Consider the following 20876-nt stretch of genomic DNA (forward strand, 5'->3'; position numbering starts at 1 on the left):
GCGGTGATTCTACCGGCGCCGGGCGGGTGCCCTAGTCGGCCGAACCGTCGTCCGGTTCCCAGGTCCACCCGGAGATGGCCGGATCATCCTCGCCGTGCTCGCGGGTGTAGCGCCGCGCAGCCAGCCGGGCGTCGGCCATCTCCTGGCGCAGTTCGGCCGCCCGGGTACCCAGCCCCTCGACCCGGTCGATCACGTCCATCACCAGGTGGAAGCGGTCGAGGTCGTTGAGCATCACCATGTCGAACGGCGTCGTGGTGGTGCCGCGCTCCTTGAAGCCGCGCACGTGCAACTGGGCGTGGTTGGCGTGCCGGTAGGTCAGCCGGTGGATCAGCCAGGGGTAGCCGTGATAGGCGAAGATGATCGGCTTGTCCTCGGTGAACAGCGAGTTGAACTCGCGGTCCGATAGGCCGTGCGGGTGCTCCGACTCGGGCTGCAGCCGCATGATGTCGACGACGTTGACCACTCGGACCTTCAGCTCCGGCAACCGTTTACGCAGGATGTCCGCGGCGGCGACGGTCTCCAGCGTCGGGATGTCGCCCGCGCACGCCAGCACGACGTCGGGCTCACCGGTACCACTGCCCGCCCACTCCCATATCCCGGCGCCGCGGGTGCAGTGCGCGATCGCCTCGTCCATCGTCAGGTAGTTCAGCGCCGGCTGCTTACCCGCGACGATCACGTTGATGTAGTGCTTGCTGCGCAGGCAGTGGTCGGCCACCGAGAGCAGCGTGTTGGCGTCCGGCGGCAGGTACACCCGCACCACCTCGGGCCGCTTGTTCGCGACGTGATCGATGAATCCGGGGTCCTGGTGTGAGGCGCCGTTGTGGTCCTGGCGCCATACGTGCGACGTGAGCAGGTAGTTCAGCGACGAGATCGGCCGCCGCCACTCGATCTCGGCGCTGCTCGACAGCCATTTCGCGTGCTGGTTCAGCATCGAGTCGACGATGTGCACGAACGCCTCGTAGCAGTTGAACAGCCCGTGCCGCCCGGTCAGCAGGTACCCCTCCAGCCAGCCCTGGCAGAGGTGCTCGGAGAGCACCTCCATCACCCGGCCCGCCGGCGCGAGGTGCTCGTCGTCCGGATCGTTCTCCGCCATCCACGCCTTATCGGTGGCCTCGAACACCGGCGACAACCGGTTCGACGCGGTCTCGTCGGGTCCCATCAGCCGGAACCGGTCCGGGTTGCGGACGATGACGTCGCGCAGGAAGGTGCCGAGCACCTTGGTGGCCTCAGCGGACTCGGCCGCGGGGGCGGGCACGTCCACCGCGTAGTCGGCGAAGTCGGGCAGGTCGAGGTCACGCCGCAGCACCCCGCCGTTGGCGTGCGGATTCGCGCTCATCCGCCGGTCTCCGGCCGGCGCGAGCGACCGCAACTCGGGCCGCAGGTGGCCGTCGTCGTCGAACAACTCCTCGGGCCGGTAGCTGCGCAGCCACTCCTCGAGCTGGGCCATGTGCTCGGGATTGGAGTGGGTCTCCGACAGCGGCACCTGATGCGCCCGCCAGGTGCCCTCCACCTTCTTGCCGTCCACCTTCTCCGGCCCGGTCCAGCCCTTCGGTGTGCGCAACACGATCATCGGCCACAACGGCCTGCCGGCCTCGCCGTCGAGGCGGGCGGCCCGCTGGATCGCCGCGATCTGGTCGAAGGCCTCGTCCAGCGCGGTGGCCAGCTGCTGGTGCACGTTGGCGGGGTCGTCGCCCGCGACGGTGATCGGCCGGTAGCCGTAGCCGTAGAACAGCGCTTCGAGTTCCTCCTGCGGAATGCGCGACAGCACCGTCGGGTTCGCGATCTTGTATCCGTTGAGGTGCAGGACGGGCAGCACAGCGCCGTCGGTCACCGGATCGAGGAACTTGTTGGAGTGCCAGCTGGCGGCCAGCGGGCCGGTCTCGGCCTCACCGTCGCCGATCACACAGGCCACCACCAGGTCCGGGTTGTCGAAGGCGGCGCCGTAGGCGTGCACGAGCGCGTAGCCGAGCTCGCCGCCCTCGTGGATCGAACCCGGCGTCTCGGCGGCCACATGGCTGGGGATGCCGCCGGGAAACGAGAACTGGCGGAACAACTTTCGCAGCCCGTCGACGCCCTCCTCGATGCCGGAGTAGACCTCGCTGTAGGTGCCCTCGAGATAGGCGTTGGCCACCAGTCCGGGTCCACCGTGACCGGGGCCGGTGATGTAGATGATGTCGGCGTCCCGTTCCCGGATGATGCGGTTCAGGTGGGCATAGACGAGGTTGAGCCCCGGGGTGGTGCCCCAGTGCCCGAGCAGCCGCGGCTTGATGTGTTCGGCGGCGAGGTCCTCGCGCAGCAGCGGATTGTCCAGCAGGTAGATCTGGCCGACGGACAGGTAGTTGGCGGCCCGCCAGTAGGCGTTGATCAGGTCCAGTTCGTCGTCGGTGAGAGTGGGGGACAGCGACTCGTCGGTCATCTGGCTGGTCATCTGGCTCATTCTGGTCACGGCGGGTGAACTTCGGGTGCCGACCGTCTACCCGAACACGTGATCTTCAAGCGGATCGGCGTACGCACTAGCCTGTGGCGGTGCGGACACTGCTGGCCTCGCTGCGGGTGCTCGACGCCGGCGACGCGGACTCCGCCGGGATCGGCCGGATGTACGCCGATCTCGGGGCCGACGTGCTGAAGGTGGAACCGCCCGGCGGCACCGCCGATCGGGAGGCGCGGCCGGCGATAGCCGGGTCGAGCATCGCCTTCGCCGTGCACAACGCCAACAAGCGCAGTGTCGTGCTGGACCCGCAGTCGCCCGCCGATCGAACCCGGTTCGCGGATCTGCTCGCCGAGGCGGACATCGTGGTGGACAGCGGACCCCGCAGCAGGCTGGAGGCGTTCGGGCTGCCGCAGGCGACGGTCGCGGCGCGATGGCCGCATCTGGTGGTGCTGTCGGTCAGCGACTTCGGCGCGACGGGCCCGCGCGCGGCGTGGCGGGCCACCGATCCGGTGCTCTATGCACTGTCCACGGCGCTGTCGCGGTCCGGGCCGACGACCGGTGAGCCGGTGCTTCCGCCCGTGGGCCTGGCGTCGGGAACGGCGGCGGTGCAGGCGGCGTGGGCGGCTCTGGTCGCTTATTTCCACCGGCTGCGCGGCGGGCACGGCGAACACATCGACTTCGCGAGGTTCGAGGCGGTGGTGCAGGCCCTCGATCCACCCTTCGGTTCGGAAGGTCAGGCCGCGGTGGGCCGGAAGCACTCCGCCGAATTGTGGCGAGGCCGGCCCCGCAACCAGCAGATCTACCCGATCTTCGGATGCGCCGACGGTCACGTGCGGATCTGCCTGCTCTCGGCGCGGCAGTGGCGCGGGATGTGGCGGTGGCTCGGCGAACCCGAGCGTTTCGCCGATCCGTCGTTCGAGACCATCGCCGCCCGCTACGCCGCGTCGGAGGCACTCAACGCGGCGATCGCCGAACTGTTCGCGTCCCGGTCCGTCGCCGAACTGGTCGAGCAGGGCCAGGCCCGCGGCGTGCCGATCGCGGCGGTGCTCACCCCCGCCGAGGCGCTGCGGTGTGAGCACTTCCGCGCGGTGGGCGCGCTGTCGGTCATCGAGCCGGTGGCCGGCCGGCAGCTCGACGTGCCCGCCGGGCCGTTCGTCGTCGACGGAGAGCATGTCGGCTACCGCCGCCCCGCACCCACTCACGATGACGCTGAATCCAGCTGGCGCGCAAGCCGTTCGGTAGCCGCAGCGGCAAGAGACCGGCCGCTGCGGCCGTTCGACGGCATGCGCATCCTCGACCTCGGGGTGATCGTGGCCGGTGGTGAGCTCGGCCGGCTCTTCGCGGACCTGGGCGCCGAGGTGATCAAGGTGGAGAGCGCGGCGTATCCCGACGGGCTGCGTCAGACCGCACCGGGGCAGCCGATGAGCCGGTCGTGGGCCCTGACCCACCGCAACGAGTACAGCCTGGGTCTGGATCTGCGCCATCCCGCGGGCGCCGACGTGTTCGCCGGCCTGGTGGCCGGGGCCGACGCGGTGTTCGCGAATTTCAAGCCGGGGACCCTCGACGCGCTGGGGTTCTCCTACGACCGGCTGCGCGCGCTGAATCCTCGCATCGTGCTGGCCGAGAGCAGCGCGTTCGGCGCGACCGGCCCGTGGAGTGCGCGCATGGGCTACGGGCCGCTGGTGCGGGCGAGCACCGGCATCACCCGGCTCTGGAGTGACGGCACCGCGGACTCTGCCGACGCGACGCCTTTCGATGCGACGACCATCTTCCCCGACCATGTCGCGGCAAGGATCACGGCCATCGCGGCGCTCGCGGCGCTCGTCGACCGCGACCACTCCGGAACCGGTGCACACGTGCACATCTCGCAGGCGGAGGCGGCGGTGAACCAACTGGCCGTCACGTACGTCGCACAGGCCGCGCGGGCGGCCGGGCTGCCGGTCGACGACGACGACGGCGTGCACGGCGTCCATCCGTGCGCCGGTGACGACGAATGGTGTGTCGTCTCGATGCGCACCGCTGCCGACCGTGACGCGGTGGCCGGTGTCGTCGGCTCGACAGAGCCGGCGACGATCTCGGCGTGGACCTCCCGGCGCGACAAGAACGAGGTAGCCGAGACGATGCAGGCGGCGGGAGTGCCTGCCGCACCGATGCATCGGGCGGCCGACGTGCTGGCCGACCCCCAGGTGCGGCACCGCGCGCTGTTCTCCGAGATGACCCACCCGCTGTTCGCGATGGCGATGCCGACCGAGACCGGCCCCGCCCGGTTCCGGCACATCCCGCCCGCCGACCTGCGGCCCGCCCCCATGCCCGGCGAGCACACCCGCGAGATCTGCCAGAAGGTGCTGGGGCTCGACGTCGCCGAGGTGGACCGGCTGATCGCCGAGGGCGTGCTGTTCACCACAGCCGGGCGACCCTGACGCCGGATCGACGCGGCAATCCGGCATGCTGTCCCCATGCCTGTCGCCCCCACCACGCCGGTGCTCATCGGATACGGCCAGGTCAACCAGCGCGACGAGAATCCCGCGGTCGAACCCGTCGATCTGATGGCCGCCGCGGCCCGGTCCGCCGCGGACCCGCGGGTGCTCGCGGCTGTCGACTCCGTGCGCGTGGTGAACCTGCTGTCCTGGAGGTACATCGATCCCGGGCTGCTGCTCGCCGGACGCATCGGCGCCGACGGCGCCGCGACCCGCTACTCGGGCATCGGCGGCAACGTGCCGCAGACACTGGTCAATCAGGCCTGCCTGGACATCCAGGACGGCAACGCCGGTGTGGTGCTGATCGCGGGCGCCGAGACCTGGCGTACCCGTTCACGGTTGAAGCGCCGCGGCGAGAAGGCGGACTGGACGCGGCAGGACGAATCGCTGCCCACGCCGCCCGGGGCCGACGACGTGCCGATGGCCGGCGACGCCGAGATGCGCATCGAGCTGGGACGGCCCGCCCACGTCTACCCGATGTTCGAGCAGGCGGTCCGGATCGCGGCGGGGGAGGACCCGGAGTCACACCGCCGCCGCATCGGTGAACTGTGGGCGCAGTTCAGCGCGGTCGCCGGGGACAACCCCTACGCGTGGAGCCGCGAACCCGTTGCTGCAGAGGATATCTGGCGGCCAGGGCCGACCAATCGGATGATCAGCTGGCCGTACACCAAGCTAATGAACTCGAACAACATGGTCGACCAGGGCGCGGCACTGATACTGACCTCGGTCGAGCAGGCGCGGCGGCTGCAGGTGCCCGAGGAACGCTGGGTGTTCCCGTACGCCGGCACCGACTCCCATGACACGTATGCGATCTCCGAGCGCGCCGACTTCCACCGGTCACCGGCGATCCGGATCGCGGGCCGGCGGGTGCTGGAGCTGGCGGACACCGATCTCGACCGGATCGACCTCGTCGACGTCTACTCGTGCTTCCCGTCCGCCGTGCAGGTGGCCGCCGCCGAACTCGGATTGCCGGTGGCGGACCCCGCGCGTCCGCTGACGGTCACCGGCGGGCTGACATTCGCCGGTGGGCCGTGGAACAACTACGTCACGCACTCCATCGCGACCATGGCCGAGCAGCTCGCCAGCGGACGCGGCACGCGGGGCCTGATCACCGCCAACGGCGGCTACCTCACCAAACACAGCTTCGGCGTCTACGGCACCGAGCCGCCCGCGCACGAATTCCGTTGGCAGGACGTGCAACCCGAGGTCGACCGGGAGCCCACCCGTACCTCCCTGGTCGAGTGGTCCGGCACCGGCACCGTCGAGGCATGGACCACCCCGTTCGACCGCGACGGCGCACCCGAGAAGGCCTACCTCGCCGTGCGGACGCCCGACGACGCCCGCACACTCGCGGTGATCACCGACGCCGGCGACGCGGCCGCCACCGTCGAGGGCGACATCGCCGGCGTCAAGGTCACCGTGCGCGAGGACGGCACAGCGGCGCTGCTGTAGCGGACTAGCGGATCGTGTAGCCGCCGTCGATCACCAGGTCGGCGCCGTTGATCATCGCCGCCGCGTCGGAGGCGAGAAACACCGCCGCCGCGGCGATCTCGTCCGGGTAGGCGAACCGTCCGGTGGGGATGAGCTCTTTCATCGCCTCGCCCCGCGGGCCGTCCCAGGCCTTACGCCCCAGTTCGGTGAGCACGACCGTCGGTGAGATCGTGTTCACCCGGACGCCGCGGCCCGCCCATTCCGACGCCAGTACCTTCGAGACACCGACCACCCCGAACTTCGACGCGCAGTAGGCGACGTGCTGGTCGAGGGCCACGCTGGCCGCCTGCGACGCCATGTTGACGATGACGCCACGACCGGCCGCCAGCATCCGGTTGCCGACCGCCTGGCACATCAGGAAGGTGCCCTTGAGGTTGACGTCGATCGTCTTGTCCCACGCCTCCAGCGCGAGTTCCTCTGCGGGACCGAGCATCACGATGCCGGCACTGTTGACCAGCACGTCGATTCGCCCGAAGTTCGTCATCACCTCCTCGACGACCGCACCGACCGAACCGGCGTCGGCGACGTCGCAGCCGAAGCCCCTGCTGTCCGCGCCGAGTGCCTGCGCCGCTGCCTGCGCGCCGGCTGCGTCGAGGTCCGCCAGCGCGATCCGTGCGCCCTTCGCGGCGAGGGCGGCGGCGGTCGCCGCACCGATGCCCGACGCCCCGCCGGTGACCAGCGCGACCCTTTCGTCGAGCCGGAAGTCGAGATCCACTGCAGGAGAGGTCATCTGTTTTCGCATCCTTTCATTCGAGCGGTCTTCACAGAAGTGCGGCGGCGATGTCGCTGTCGGTGACGATCGCCGTGACCAGCCCGGAGCACAGCACCGCCCTGGTGGCGGCGATCTTCTCGGCACCGGTGACGATCGCGATGCGGGTCGGTATCGCCCGCAGCGCCGATTCCCCGATGCCCATCCGGCGGTCGTCCAGGCCAGGCACGCGGTGGCCGTCCTCGTCGAGCAGCAGCGCGCAGGTCTCGGCGCACACCCGCGCCTCGTTGAATCGCGCGACTTCCCGGTCCGTCAGCGACAGGTGGGTCTGCGACGCCCCGGGCTTCCACGCCCCTACCGACACCAGGGCGCATGTCACGTCCGGGTACCGGCTCACGGTGTCCCGGATCTGCTGGTTACTCCGCAGCGCCGCCGCCGTGCGGCCGTCCTGGACGACGAGTGGGGCGTAGAGCGGCCAGGACTGCCCACCGCTGACCTCGCTGATCCGCCGCACCAGATCGAGGCCGTTGCCGGTGATGGCGCCGGCCATGCCGCTGAGTTGAACGACGTCGCACCGCGGCAGGGTCGTCAGGTGCGGCGCGATGTGGGCGAGGGTGCGGCCGCAGTCGACCCCCACCACGTCGCCGTCGCGCAGGATCGACTGCAGCAGTTCCGCCATCGCCTTGGCGACCGCCTGTACCCGGTCGGCGGTGTTGCGGGCGTCGCTCGCCACCGCGTACACGTGCTGGAGGCCGAAGCGGCGCTGCACGGCGGTGGACAGGTCGACGTCGACGGATCCCGGGTTGTGGATCTTGATCTCGACCATGCCCGACTGCAGCGCCTCGTCCAGCATGCGGGTCACCTTGAAGCGGGACACCCCGAGCTCCTCGGCGATCTGGATCCTGGTGCGGCCTTCCAGGTAATAGCGGCGCGCCACCAGTGCACGCTCGAACAGTTCGTCGGGCCCCATCCCGCCCCTCCCACGTCAGCCGCGGACGCCTCGTGCACATATGTGCAGAGCCGTTGACATCTGAGCATAGGCCAGAGCATGATCCACCTCACAAGAGAGCGGGCGGGTGTTCCCGCCCACAACAGCGGAGGAGCCCGGTGCGGTTCGTTCGGAAAGGGTTGGCGGGCATGACGGCAACGGCGGTCTGCGGGTCGCCGCCTCCGTGGTCCGGTTCGACATCGACGGAGATGCCATCGTGAGCAGCGCGGTGCTGGAGTGTGCTGGGATAACGAAGAGCTTCGGCGGTGTGCCCGTGTTGCGCGGGGTCACGCTGACGCTGCAGCCCGGGACCGTCACCGCGCTTGCCGGAGAGAACGGTGCGGGCAAGTCGACCCTGATGAAGATCATCAGCGGCCAGTACCACGCCGACGCCGGAACGGTGGCGGTGCGCGGCACGCACCTCGCCGCAGGCAATCCGAGGGACGCCGTGCGACACGGCGTGGCCATCGTGCCGCAGGAACTGGCCTCGATCGAGGACATGACCGTCTACGAGAACCTGTTCGTCGGCCGGGAGATCCGCCGCGGCCCGTTCCTGAACCGGCGGGCGATGATCGCCGAGGCGCGCGAGACGCTGGCCGTCTTCGACGTCGGCATCTCCCCGACGGCCCGGATGGGCAGCCTGCCGGTCGGGCTGCGCCAGATCGTGGAGATCGTCAAGGCCGCCCGCACCGGCGCCGAGGTGGTGATGCTCGACGAGCCCACCTCGGCGATCTCCGAACGCGAGGTGGAGGGCCTGTACTCCATCGTGCGCAGGCTGCGCGAACACGGCGTGGCGATGGTCTACACCACGCACAAGATGGCCGAGATCCGCGCCATCGCCGACCGCGCCGTGGTGCTGCGCGACGGCGGCCTCATCCTCGACGCCCCGATCGCCGAGGTGTCCGACGACGACATCGTCACCGCGATGATCGGTCGCGAACTCGACGCGCTCTTCCCCGACCGCACCGAGCCCGGCAGCGAGACGGTGCTCGAGGTCCGCGATCTCCAGGTCGACGGTGCGGCCGAACCGGTGTCGTTCTCCGTGTCGGCGGGCGAGATCGTCGGACTCGCGGGTCTGGTGGGCGCAGGGCGCACCGAACTCCTCGAGGCCATCTTCGGCGCCCGGCACACCGCCGCAGGCGCCATCGTGGTGCGCGGCAGGCCGGTGAAGCGCAACGCCCCCGCCGCCGCGATCGCCGCGGGCATGGCGATGGTCCCCGAGGACCGCAAACTCTCCGGCGTGGTGCTCTCCATGAGCGTGCTGGACAACGGATCACTGCCGCGGTTGTCGTCGTTCAGCGTCGCGGGATGGTTGCGCGGTAAGGCGCGCACCAAGGCGGTCTCCGACGTGATGTCCTCGGTACGCCTGCGCAGTCGCGGGCTGAACCAACAGGTCGGGACGCTCTCAGGCGGCAACCAGCAGAAGGTGGTGCTGGCCCGCTGGCTGACCGGCGACGTCAACGTCCTGCTGCTCGACGAGCCCACCCGCGGCGTCGACGTCGGCGCGCGCAGCGAGATCTACCGCATCATCACCGAATTCGCGGCCGCCGGGATGGCGGTGGTGATGGCGTCGTCGGACATGCTCGAGATCATCGGGCTGTCACACCGGGCCTTCGTCATGCGCAGCGGCGCGCTGGTCGGGGAGCTCGACCGGGAGGCGCTGGACCACCCCTCCGTGCAGGAGTCGGTGTTCCGGATGGCGACCGCGCTGGACGGACCCGGCCACCGGATTCCCGCTCGATCAACGGAGGACGACACGTGAGCACCCCCACCGGCACCGAGGAGAACGCGGGGCATGCCGGACCGACGACGGTGACGTCGCCGATCACCGGTGAGCCGGTCAAACTGTTCTCCAGGGCGTGGCTGAGTGGTCTGGCGCTGCGGTACTCGATGGTCATCATCATGCTGCTGGTGATCGCCTACTTCAGCTACCGCAGTGCGCGATTCGGCACCGTCGACAACCTGGTGACCATTCTCGTCGCGGCGGCGCCGTTCGCCCTGATCGCGCTCGGACAGACGCTGGTGGTGCTCACCGGAGGGATCGACCTCTCGGTGGGCAGTGTGATCGCGGTGTCGGCGATGGCGGGAGCGGCGACGGCGAAGGCCAACCCCGGCCAGGTGTGGATGACGGTGCTGGTGGCCATGATCGTCGGTCTCGCGGTCGGCTCGTTGAACGGGATCCTGGTGTCCCGCCTCAACGTCCCGCCGTTCATCGCCACTCTGGGCACGCTGACGGCAGGCTCCGGATTGGCCTACGTGATCGGCGGAGGTGCGCCCATCAACGGACTGCCCGCGGAGTTCGGCTCCATCGCCAACACCAAGATCCTCGGCCTGCAGATCCCGGTGCTCGTCATGATCGTGGGCATCGTGGTGCTGGCGGTGGTGATGAAGCGCACCACCTACGGCATGCGGGTGTATGCGGTCGGCGGCAACAGGTCGGCAGCCGAGATCGCAGGCATCAACGCCAAGAACGTCCTCTTCAGCGTCTACGCATTGTCGGGTCTGCTGGCCGGCATCTCCGGGGTGATGCTGGCCTCGCGGGTCATCTCGGGGCCGCCGAATCTGGGGCAGGGCTACGAACTCGACGCGATCGCCGCGGTGGTGATCGGTGGCGCGAGCCTGATGGGCGGCCGCGGCACGGTGTGGGGAACGGTGCTGGGCCTGTTCATCATCCAGACGCTCAACAACGGGCTCGACATCCTCGTGGTGCCCGCGTACTGGCAGGACGTCATCAAGGGTGTGCTCATCGTCGCGGCGGTGGCCGTCGACGTCTGGTCCACCCGAAGACGGACGTGACCGGGCCCGCACGCACCACACAGGCAATTTTCCTTCCATCACAACGAGAGTGAGAGACGTCATGAGACTGGGAACGAAGTGGACCGCCGCCGGCGCGGCCGGTGTGCTGGCCCTCGGGCTGACCGCCTGCGGGGCCGGCGACACCGAAGCCAACAGTGACACCACGAGGATCGGCGTGTCGGTGTACGACATGAGCTCCTTCATCACCGCGGGCAAGGAGGGCATGGACACCTACGCCGAGGCCAACAACATCGAATTGGTCTGGAACTCGGCCAATCTCGACGTGTCCACCCAGGCCAGCCAGATCGACTCCTACATCAACCAGGGCGTCGACGCCATCATCGTGGTGCCCGTGCAGGCGGACTCGCTGGGACCGCAGGTCGCTTCGGCCAAGGCCAAGGGCATCCCGCTGGTACCGGTCAACGCCGCGCTGGAGAGCAAGGACATCGCGGGCAACGTCCAACCCGACGACGTGGCGGCCGGGGCGCAGGAGATGCAGATGATGGCCGACCGCCTCGGCGGGCGCGGCAACATCGTCATCCTGCAGGGGCCGCTGGGGCAGTCCGGCGAACTCGACCGCAGCGAGGGCATCGAACAGACGCTGAAGAAGTACCCCGACATCAAGGTGCTGGCCCGCGACACCGCCAACTGGAAGCGCGACGAGGCCGTCAACAAGATGAAGAACTGGATCTCCGGCTTCGGCAACCAGATCACCGGTGTGGTCGCGCAGAACGACGACATGGGTCTGGGCGCCCTGCAGGCCCTCAAGGAGGTGGGGCGCAGCGACGTGCCCGTCGTCGGCATCGACGGCATCGAGGACGGCCTGAACGCCGTGAAGAGTGGCGAGTTCATCGGCACGTCGCTGCAGAACGGCACAGTCGAGCTGGCGGCGGGCCTCGCGGTCGCCGACAAGCTGGTCAAGGGCGAGCAGGTCAACACCAATCCGGTGTACGTCATGCCGGCGATCACCAAGGACAACGTGGACGTCGCGATCCAGCACGTGGTGACCGAGCGGGAGAAGTTCCTCGAAGGTCTCCCGGACCTGATCAACGAGAACCTCAAGACCGGCGACATCGCCTACGAGGGCATTCCGGGCCAGAAGCAGCCCTAGCGGGCATCCACGGACTCGCGGGACCGGTCACTGCGGTGGCCGGTCCCGCGCTCGCTTATCGCCGCCGTTACGCGACACTCACCGCACCGAAACCCGCTGTCGCTATGAAAGGTCGATGACGGACAGCGCCCTGCAGAATCACGCCGGCCCCGACGCGCCGCGCAAGCCCTGGTACTCCTCGCTGTTCATCCAGCTGATGATCGCGATCGTCGCGGGAATCCTCGTCGGCTGGCTGTGGCCGGCGTTCGGCGCCGACCTCAAACCGGTGGCCGACGCGTTCATCAAGCTGATCAAGATGCTGATCGCCCCGATCATCTTCTGCACCGTGGTGATCGGCATCGCCCACGTCGGCGACCTCAAATCGGTGGGACGCATCGGGGTCAAGGCGCTCATCTACTTCGAGGTCGTCACCACCTTCGCGCTGCTGTTCGGTCTGGTGATCGGCAACCTCGTGAAACCCGGTGCCGGTTTCGACATCGACGCCGACACCCTGGCCACCGGCGCCGACGCGGTCGCGGCCAAGACCAACGACGGCGAACTGCCGCACACGGTGGATTTCCTGCTCGACATCATCCCGGCCTCGGCCGTGTCGGCATTCGCGGAGAACCACCTGCTGCAGGTGCTGTTCTTCGCGGTGCTGTTCGGGCTGGCGCTGGCCAAATTCGGCGAGCACGGCCCGCCTGTGGTGTTCGAGTTGATCGAGCACCTGTCGACCATCTTCTTCACCATCATCGGCTGGATCATGCGGCTCGCGCCGGTCGCCGCATTCGGCGCGATGGCCTACATCATCGGCCAGTACGGCATCTCGTCGCTGGGCAGCTACGCCAAACTGATCGCCGCCTGCTATCTCGGCGCGGCGCTGTTCATCGGCATCCTGGCGGCGATCTCGTGGTTCCTCGCCGGGGTCAACCTGTGGCGCTTCGTCGGCTACATCAAGGACGAGCTGTTCCTGGCGCTGGGCACCGCGTCGACCGAGGTCGTGTTGCCCCGCATCATGGACAAACTGATCCACGCCGGGTGTTCGCGCACCACAACGGGTCTCGTCGTCCCGACCGGATACTCGTTCAATCTCGACGGCGCAACGCTCTACCTGTCCATCTGCGTGCTGTTCCTGGCGCAGGCGCTCGGTGTCGACCTCAGCATCGGCGAGCAGGTGATGGCGGTGCTGGTGTTGATGCTGACCTCCAAGGGCATGGCGGGTGTGCCGGGTTCGTCGTTCCTGGCACTGTCGGCCACCGTGGCCGCGATCGGTCACGGCGCCATCCCGGTGGCCGCCGTGGCGCTGCTGCTCGGCGCCGACCGGATCATGGACTCCATGCGCGTGTCGGTGAACCTGCTCGGCAACTGCGTCGCCACGCTGGTGGTGGCCCGCTGGGAGGGGCAGCTCGATGCCGAACGGATGCTCAGCGTGCTGCGCGGCGACGACGTCGACGAGGTGGCGGCACAGCCGGAGCCGGTGATCAGCTCCCGGTGAGCCCGCGGCGGGCGATGTCGAGCACCTCTTCGGTGGTGGGCGGACTCTGCGGATGGTGCGACAGGCACCACGGCGCACGGATCTTGTGGAACGCGTTGCCCTCCAGCGCGACATAGAAGTTGCCCGCCCGCAGCTTGCTGATGTCGGGCACCTCACCGCCCTTGGCGCGGGCCATCTCCCTGGCGACCGCGATCTGCGCGGGCGCGTTGAGCAGGCCGTAGAACTGCGTCGCGGAGTTGCCGGGGATGTTGAGGTGCAGTCCCTTCGGCGCCTGCGTGGCGAAAACCAGTCCCAGGCCGTACTTGCGGGCCTGCGAGACCAGCGCCAGCGTGCTGCGGGTGCAGGCGGTGTGCCGGTCGGACGGTGCGAAATTCTGAGCCTCGTCCATCACGAGCAGTCCGCCCAGCGGCCGGTCGGCGGCGGGATGACGCTTGATCCAGGAGAACAACGCCATCTGCAGCTGGTTCACGAAGCCTTCGCGCTGCTGCTCGCTGGTCAGACCGACCATGCTGATCACCGACACCCGCGCCCGGCGGCCCGGTGACGGGGTGAGCAGCAGGCCCGGATCGACAGGCGTTCCCCGTCCGCCGAACAGCGGGTCGTTGACCATCGCGGCGTGCAGGTTCTCGGCCAGCTCGGCAGCCAGTTTGGGGCCCTTCGCCAGTTCGGTGACACCCTGCGGCAGGTCACCGAGCATCGCGATGAACCCCGGCAGCGTCGCGTCGGGTTCGCGACGGGCGTAGTGCCGCAACGCTTCCTTGAGCACCGCCCGGGACAGGTTGGCCTTGGCGGTCCTGCCCGCGATCAGCGCCCGGACCTCGAGCGCGGCCACCGCGGATTCCACCGCGTCGTCGAACTCCTCGTCGTCGTCGAGCACGCCCGCGAAGTCGGGGAGCGGCTGGAACGACAGCGGTCTGCCGGAGTTCTTGCGCGGCGTCCAGATGACCACCTCGGTGCCGTCGAGGTATTGCGCCGCGCGCTCGTCGTCCGCGGCGTTCCAGCCGGGCGGCGGCGTCGGCCACGCCTCGCCGAGGCGGGACAGGTCGTTGTTGATGTCCAGGACGATCGACGACACCCCGCGCAGTGCGCACTCCTCGATGAGCCGCCGGATCATCACCGTCTTGCCGGAACCGGAGCCCGCGAAGATGGCGGTGTGCTTGCGCAGCGCCAGCAGATTCACCGTCAGCGCCGCTCCGGCGGCGTCGATCCCCAGCGGCACGTCGCCCGCCGATTCCTCGACCGCGGCATAGGTCGGCGTGCCCGGCCCGGTGGTGGCCGTGGTGGGCTGTGCCGCAACGGGTTCGGGAACCGGTGGCGGCGGATCGCCGGTGAGGTCGCCGAACGCCTCGCGGAAGATCGTGATCCCGTGCGCGGGCCGGCGACGGCGCAGCCACTCGGGCAGGTCGGGATGGTTGTCGTCGAAAAGGTCGCGCAGGGCGGCCAGGGTGCGCAGATCCTCCCGGCCGATCGGGATCGTGCGGGCGCCGGCCGCCTCGACCTCGGCGATCAGCGCCGCCGTCTTGGCTCCGCCGGGCCACCGCGAACTGCGCAGCAGCAGGAGTTTGCGGCGGTCGGGGTCCGAGCTGATTCCCGTTGCCTCCCAGGCTTTGCGGACCCGGTTCTGAACGGCGATGGCGTTCCCGTGCGCGATCGCGCGGAAGGCCCAGTGCCGCTCGTCGTCCGTCGCGTCGTCGAGGCTCTGCCGTAGCCGCCCGTGCAGTACGACGTGCCGTCCGGGCGGCGGGTCGAGCCGGAAGGCCTGGCCCGCGTCGCCTCGCTCGGTGATCCACGCCTCCAGGCCGGCCGCGAGCAGGCCCGGCATGGTGGTGTCCTCGCCGTCGGGGTCCAGTGCCGCCTCCACCACCGCCCCGCCGCGGTATTCGGCGAACCGGCGATCCAGCTCATGGGTGTCCGCGGCCTGCCGTTCATCTCCCGCGGTCGCAGGCGCGGCCTCGGGGGTGTCGTCGTTGAGGTGGGCGAGTTCGGTCAGCGAGCCGCTCTGCAGGCAGGCGCGGACGTGGGCGTCGGCCCGCTGCAACAGCCGGCGCGGCGTGTACTGCGGAGCGTCGTCGAACGCGGACGGCAGGATCGGCCAGCTCGCGTAGGGCGGGTCGAAACGTGACACCGCGTATCCGGCCGCGAAGCGGCGCTCGAGGATCGACCGCCCGATCGCCGCGCTCGGCACCCGTTCCAGCACATGGGTTTCCCGGAACCGGTCGGGCACCGAGGCGGTGGCGCGTTCGCGGATGAGCTCCCACACGCTGGGCAGGCACGCCACCACCGGGACCGTGCGCCGCATCGCCTCCTTGATGGACATCAAGCCGTGCGCGACGTGTTCGAGATTCCGGTTGTCGGAGACGCTGCCCGGTGCATCGGTGCTTCCCGCCGACTGGGCGAGCAGCGTGTCGATCTGGTCGATGCCGATCACGGCCGGCCCCGCGAGTGCGACCAGACGGGCGATGTCACGCACCGTCTCCTGCGGTGTCTTGCCCGGCCGGCGCAGACCCCAGGGCGCCCGGTCGTCTCCGCCGGAGTCGTCGGTCGACGTCAGATACGCCTCACCCATGTCCTGCAGCGACGGATCGGTGGCGCCGAGCAGGATCAGGGCACGCAGCGCATGACGGCACTGCCGCACGGTGTCGCCGTGTGCCTTCGTGCAGGCGACCACGAACTCGTCGAGCATCTCCGGATCGAGGTCGTCACCGCGGACGACGTCGCGCCGCATGGCGCGACCGATCCTCGCAGGTGTGGACAGCTGCCACAGCAGGTCCTTGAGCTGGGTCTCCTCGACGCGGCCCGGCCTGCCGAGGCTCTCCAGGATGCCGCCCCGCGCGGACTGCCAGAAGGTGGTGGCGTCGAGCAGCTCCACCATGAAGAAGAAGCCGCCGCCGGCCTGCACCCGCTCGCGGACCTGGCCCAGCAGATGGGTCTTGCCCGATCCGGCCCGTCCGCGGATGACGACGCCGAGCGGCGTGGCGTCGGCATAGCGAGCGACCTCGTCGAAGGCGGACATCACGTCCGCCAGCGCGTCCTCGTGCAGACCGCCGATGTGGGTGCTCTGGGAATGCCAGATGTCGTCGAGACTCATCACGGAGTTGAGCCGCAGCGCGCCGAGCGCCTCCCGGTGCTGTGTCTGCATCAGGACTCGATCGCGATCAGATGGTTGTCCTCGTTGCCGATGCGCAGCGCCGCGGCCCGGTCGTCGTCGGTCAGCGCCTTGCGGTTCTCCTCGGGGATCAGGCTCACCCCGGGCTGCCGTTCGAGCCGCAGCAGTGCTGCGTCGAGCTCGTCACGCGGCACCTCGGTCAGGTGCCTGCGCAGCGCCGCGAGTCCCACCCAGCCGCCGGGCCGGCGCGACAGCTGCCGGTAGCTGCGGCGGACCCGGGTGTCGACGTCATCGGCCTGCGCCGGCCCGAACGCCTCGGCCAGCGAGAGACCGGTCCGCTCAAAATGCCGGTCGAGCGCCCTCATCAGCGTGTACAGCGCCCTGCCCTGGCCGGAGGGCCGGGCGGGCACGGCGGCTCCGAACAGCGATCGGCATGTGGCCCAACCGTCGTCGGTGAGCTCGAGCACCATCGGCCGGCCGGGGGTCACCTCGATCAGGCCACGCCGCTGCAGCCGGTTCCTGCTCGACTGGTCGAGCGCCGGGCCCAGGTTCTTGAGCTCCGGGTTGGGCACCGGCCGGCATTCGGACATCAGCACCAGGAGCACCGCCTGCTCGGTTCCGGTCAGCTCGTCGGGGGCCACGGTCACGTCCGCTCGCCTTTCTGCCGTCGTCTCGTGCGGGTACCGGCGACAGCGCCGAACGATTCACGCCCCACCCGGATACCCCTCCACGGTGTCGTCTTCATTCTTGTCACACCCGCGGCGCGATGGCGAAGTGGAGGCTACGGCGCACCCGCGGGCACGTCGGTGTACTGCGGCGCGAAACCCTCGTCGGAGAAGCTGAATCCGCGCCCGCTGCGCTCGGAGAGGCACGAGATCCCGACGGCCTCCTGCACGTTGCACCGGAAACCGCCGACGGCGAGGATCCGGTTGAAGGGCAGCACGTTCGCCGGGCCCGGGTCCAGCCCGAACTCGGGCTGTTCCTGCGCGACGAATCGGGCGTCGCCGTCGCGTTCGACCACGACGGCCGTGGGCGCGGCCGGCTCGCCGGTGGCGTCGGGCACCGTCTCGGGTGCGCCGGTGATGCTCAGCGACCCCGAAGCGGCCTGGCAGCCGGCCCTCTCCCGCGCCACGATGGCGCACTGCCAGCGCCCCGACGGGGTGGTGAAGAAGTACCGGGTGCGGCCGTCCACCGGCGCCCCGAAGTAGAAGGCGTTGACCAGGTGTGCGTTGCTGGGCGGCGGCCCGGCCGGCGGTGGTGGCGCCGCTGTCGAGCTCGCAGCGGTTTCTTCGGTGGTGACGACGGTGTCGGCCGTGCAGCCCGCCATGGCGAGCGCCGCGAGGACCGTCGCGATCAGAGTTGTGGCACGCATGTCAGTGCCCCAGCGTGCCGGAAGCCGATTCCGGCGGCACGTCGGGGTGCCGTTCACGCAGCAGCTCCCGCAGCCTGCGGCCGTTGCGGACGGCGTGGCCGCCCAGGTCGTTGTTGAAGTAGACGACCACCCGCCTGCCCTCGCCCGCCCATCCGGCGATTCGGTCCGCCCACTGCCGCAGCGCGTCGTCCGAGTAGGACGCCGCATAGAGCGGGCCGTCGTCGGGGCCGTGCAGCCGCACGTACACCCGGTCACTCGTCGCCTTCGGCACACACGGCATGCCGGGCCCGCTCATCACGACGTAGGCGGCGCGGTGGCGTTCCAGCAGCGCGAACACCGCGTCGTCGTTCCAGGACGGGTGGCGAAGCTCCATCGCGACCGGGATGCGGTCGGGCATCAGCGTCAGGAAGTGGCCGAGCCGGTCGTCGTCACGCGCGAGGCCGGGGTGCAGCTGGACCAGCAGCGCCTCGCTCTTGTCACCCAGCGCGGTCCAGCAGCGCTCGAACCGCTCGACCCACGGCTCCGGGGAGGCGAGCCTGCGGTAGTGGGTGAGCCCGCGGTGAGCCTTGACGGTCATCGTGAATCCGTCGGGCAGCCGTTGCCGCCAGCCCTCGAACGTGGCGTCGCGCGGCCACCGGTAGAAGCTGGCGTTCAGTTCGACGGTGTCGAATTCGGCGACGTAGTGCGCGAGCCGCTTGGCCACCGGCAGCTTCGGCGGGTACAGCACGCCGGCCCAGTGATCGTAGGACCAGCCCGAGGTGCCGATCCGGATCATCTACCGGCGATCTCGTCGCGCAGCGCGTCGTCGAGGGACACCCGCACCAGTGCGGCCGCCAGCGCGGCGTTGCGGCCGGATGCGAGCTCGCCGAGCCGCGCGGCGTCGGTGGGCAGCCCGAGTTCCTTTGCGGCGCCGCGGGCCCGCTCGTCGAAGTGGGGCCGCACCCAGGTCCAGGTGTCCTGCACCTCGCGCAGGAAGATGTCGGCGCCGGTGTCGCCGATGCCCTTGAACTCCATCAGCAGCTTCTTCGCCGCTGCCACGTCGTGGCCGGCCGATTCGGCGAGGTTGCGCAGGTCACCGGAGTAGCCGTCGCGCACCGCGGTCGCCATGTCGGTGAGCCGGGTGGCCGAGCTCTCGTCGTAGCGGGCGTATCCCGCGTGGGCGAATGCGTCGATCATCTTCTGTCGCTTGGCCTCCAGCACCGTGTCGGGCGTCCGGATGCCCGCGGCGAACAGTTCGTGTCCCGCCCGCATCGCGATGGTGGCGTCGATCGGCTTGCTGGCCAGCATGCACAGTGTCAGCAGCTGGAACAGCGGCATCGGCGTGTCCTTGAGGTGGACACCGGCCTCTTCGGCGTACGTGGTGCCCGCGCGGTCCAGCAGTCGGTGGACCAGCTGATCTGGCTTCGCTCCCATCAGGACCGGCTTACCCGTCGGCCGTGTCGGGAAACGTCCTCACTTGGGTGGCAGGCTCGCGGCGTAGCCCGCGCCGCGGCGCACCCACGACTGGAGCTGGCGCATGGTCTTGATGCCGTCGTCGCCGACCCGAAGCCAGCCGCGGGTCTCGCGGCCTGCCATCACCATCGGTGCGACGTGGTCACGCTGCAGCAGCCGGTCGGTCTCCTCCGGCGGGACGCGCACCATCAGGCCGCCTCTCCCACTGGCCGCCACGGCCATGTTGCCGTTGATCAGGAATGCCAGGCCGCCGAACATCCGCTTCTCGTCGACGCCCGGCTCGGCGGCGAGCAGTTCCCGGATGCGGTCGGCCAGTTCGGTGTCGTAGGCCACGCCATGACGGTAACGCGATTCGTCATCGTGAGTCGGCAGGCGACCACCCGAGCCGGGGCCCCAGGTGCTCGGCGAGGTCGCCGATGATCTGGGCGTAGTCGTCGGGCCGGAAGGTGAAGGGCAGCGCGAACGCCACCTCGTCGGCGCGCTGGAACCCGGCGTGCGCGAACAGGCGGTCCGCGAGTTCGTCGGAGGTGCCGACGAGGTCGGGGGAGAACAGCATGCCGCGCGGCCCCTGCGGAGCCCTGGTCCGTTCGAGGCGGCCCGCGGCGTACTCCCGGTAGCGCCGCACCTGATCGTCGGTGGCGGAGTCGGTGGGGACTACCACCAGACCCTGTGACACCCTTGCCCGTTCGGGAATTGGGTGATGTGCCCGGTACGCGTCGATCTGCTGGCCCTGGATGGTGGCGAAGTCGCGCGACTCGGTGCCCCCGGAGATGTCCTGCGTGCTCACCACCGAGCTGGTGAGGTAGTTGATGCCCTGTTCGGCCGCCCAGATCGCCGAGGACAGCCCGCCGCCGTACCAGACGCGGTCGGCCAGGCCGGGGGAGTGCGGCTGGATGTGGTCGGTGAACTGTTCGATGCCGACGGTGCCTGCGAAGTCGCTGACCGGTTCACCGCGCAGCGCCCGAAGCAGCCGCAGCACGCGCTCCTTCGAGAAGTCCTGCAAGTCATGCGATTCCGGGTACAGCGCGGTCTTGTAGTGGTCGTACTGCATCGGGGTGCCGACCGAGACGCCCGGGTTGATGCGGCCACCCGACAGCAGGTCGACGGTGGCGAGGTCCTCGGCGAGCCGGAACGGGTTCTCCAGCCCGAGCGGGATCACCGCCGTGCCGAGCTCGATGCGGCGGGTGCGCTGGGTGGCGGCCGCCATGATCGCCACGGGTGAGGAGATCCCGGGCTGAAGGTGCCTGCAGCGCAGCCACACGCTGTCGAAGCCGAGCGCCTCGGCCCGCTCGATCACCTCGAGGGTCTCCTCGATGCCGGGTCGCGGGTCGGCGGCGTCGAAACGGCCGATGGTCAGGAAGCCGAGCTTGCGCAACGGCTCTCCACGTCGTGGCATGTGGCTCCTTCACCTCGATTTCTGCACCAGGGCTGCGATCGGCGATCGATCACAGCCCTGGTGCAGATCTCGC

General features: G+C 69.7%; 16 protein-coding genes. 6 read left to right on the plus strand and 10 right to left on the minus strand.

Translation table 11 applies throughout. The features are described 5' to 3' along the window. Positions 1 to 31: 31 nt before the first annotated feature. Complete coding sequence (locus H7I41_RS06955) at positions 32 to 2416, minus strand: phosphoketolase family protein (RefSeq protein WP_264011914.1); 2385 nt, start codon at positions 2414 to 2416, stop codon at positions 32 to 34. A gap of 110 nt (positions 2417 to 2526) precedes the next feature. On the opposite strand from H7I41_RS06955, the gene H7I41_RS06960 reads away from it, so the two are divergent. Further along, positions 2527 to 4851: a CaiB/BaiF CoA-transferase family protein gene (locus tag H7I41_RS06960; protein WP_264011839.1), complete on the plus strand. Its 2325-nt coding sequence runs from the start codon at positions 2527 to 2529 to the stop codon at positions 4849 to 4851. 36 nt (positions 4852 to 4887) lie between these two features. Then, the gene (locus H7I41_RS06965; protein WP_264011840.1) at positions 4888 to 6360 is read left to right on the plus strand and encodes an acetyl-CoA acetyltransferase; all 1473 of its coding nucleotides are present in this window, start codon (positions 4888 to 4890) and stop codon (positions 6358 to 6360) included. Between the two features lie 4 nt (positions 6361 to 6364). On the opposite strand, the gene H7I41_RS06970 is transcribed toward H7I41_RS06965, so the two are convergent. Together H7I41_RS06970 and H7I41_RS06975 are read right to left on the minus strand one after the other, a co-directional pair. Continuing rightward, positions 6365 to 7129, minus strand: a complete 765-nt coding sequence (locus tag H7I41_RS06970; RefSeq protein ID WP_264011841.1) for a GolD/DthD family dehydrogenase — start codon at positions 7127 to 7129, stop codon at positions 6365 to 6367. A 31-nt stretch (positions 7130 to 7160) separates the two neighbouring features. Continuing rightward, entirely contained in the window at positions 7161 to 8078 is a 918-nt protein-coding gene (locus H7I41_RS06975) for a sugar-binding transcriptional regulator (protein WP_264011842.1), read from the minus strand. A gap of 235 nt (positions 8079 to 8313) precedes the next feature. On the opposite strand from H7I41_RS06975, the gene H7I41_RS06980 reads away from it, so the two are divergent. From H7I41_RS06980 to dctA, 4 genes are all read left to right on the plus strand, one after another. After that, a complete protein-coding gene (locus H7I41_RS06980; protein WP_264011843.1) occupies positions 8314 to 9858 on the plus strand; it encodes a sugar ABC transporter ATP-binding protein in 1545 nt (514 codons plus the stop codon). Continuing rightward, positions 9855 to 10892: an ABC transporter permease gene (locus H7I41_RS06985; protein WP_264011844.1), complete on the plus strand. Its 1038-nt coding sequence runs from the start codon at positions 9855 to 9857 to the stop codon at positions 10890 to 10892. Before H7I41_RS06980 ends, H7I41_RS06985 begins: the two co-directional genes overlap by 4 nt. A gap of 61 nt (positions 10893 to 10953) precedes the next feature. Further along, the gene (locus H7I41_RS06990) at positions 10954 to 12003 is read left to right on the plus strand and encodes a substrate-binding domain-containing protein (protein ID WP_264011845.1); all 1050 of its coding nucleotides are present in this window, start codon (positions 10954 to 10956) and stop codon (positions 12001 to 12003) included. Between the two features lie 115 nt (positions 12004 to 12118). Continuing rightward, on the plus strand, positions 12119 to 13477 hold the full coding sequence (gene dctA / locus H7I41_RS06995; RefSeq protein ID WP_264011846.1) for a C4-dicarboxylate transporter DctA: 1359 nt from the start codon (positions 12119 to 12121) through the stop codon (positions 13475 to 13477). On the opposite strand, the gene H7I41_RS07000 is transcribed toward dctA, so the two are convergent. From H7I41_RS07000 to H7I41_RS07030, 7 genes are all read right to left on the minus strand, one after another. After that, positions 13464 to 16616: an ATP-binding protein gene (locus H7I41_RS07000; protein WP_264011847.1), complete on the minus strand. Its 3153-nt coding sequence runs from the start codon at positions 16614 to 16616 to the stop codon at positions 13464 to 13466. The genes dctA and H7I41_RS07000 overlap by 14 nt on opposite strands. Beyond that, on the minus strand, positions 16616 to 17230 hold the full coding sequence (locus H7I41_RS07005; RefSeq protein WP_264011848.1) for a hypothetical protein: 615 nt from the start codon (positions 17228 to 17230) through the stop codon (positions 16616 to 16618). Before H7I41_RS07005 ends, H7I41_RS07000 begins: the two co-directional genes overlap by 1 nt. A 134-nt stretch (positions 17231 to 17364) precedes the next feature. Then, positions 17365 to 17955 carry a hypothetical protein gene (locus H7I41_RS07010; protein WP_264011849.1) on the minus strand — a complete coding sequence of 197 codons (591 nt, stop codon included), beginning with the start codon at positions 17953 to 17955 and terminating at the stop codon, positions 17365 to 17367. Between the two features lies 1 nt (position 17956). Further along, positions 17957 to 18730: a DUF72 domain-containing protein gene (locus H7I41_RS07015; RefSeq protein WP_264011850.1), complete on the minus strand. Its 774-nt coding sequence runs from the start codon at positions 18728 to 18730 to the stop codon at positions 17957 to 17959. After that, a complete protein-coding gene (locus H7I41_RS07020) occupies positions 18727 to 19368 on the minus strand; it encodes an HhH-GDP family DNA glycosylase (protein ID WP_264011851.1) in 642 nt (213 codons plus the stop codon). The genes H7I41_RS07015 and H7I41_RS07020 overlap by 4 nt, the downstream gene beginning before the upstream one ends. A gap of 39 nt (positions 19369 to 19407) precedes the next feature. Then, positions 19408 to 19740, minus strand: a complete 333-nt coding sequence (locus H7I41_RS07025; RefSeq protein WP_264011853.1) for a TfoX/Sxy family protein — start codon at positions 19738 to 19740, stop codon at positions 19408 to 19410. A 22-nt stretch (positions 19741 to 19762) separates the two neighbouring features. Then, on the minus strand, positions 19763 to 20803 hold the full coding sequence (locus H7I41_RS07030) for an LLM class flavin-dependent oxidoreductase (RefSeq protein WP_264011854.1): 1041 nt from the start codon (positions 20801 to 20803) through the stop codon (positions 19763 to 19765). Positions 20804 to 20876 lie beyond the last annotated feature (73 nt).

The sequence above is a fragment of the [Mycobacterium] manitobense genome, from assembly GCF_025821665.1.
Classification (GTDB): domain Bacteria; phylum Actinomycetota; class Actinomycetes; order Mycobacteriales; family Mycobacteriaceae; genus Mycobacterium; species Mycobacterium arseniciresistens.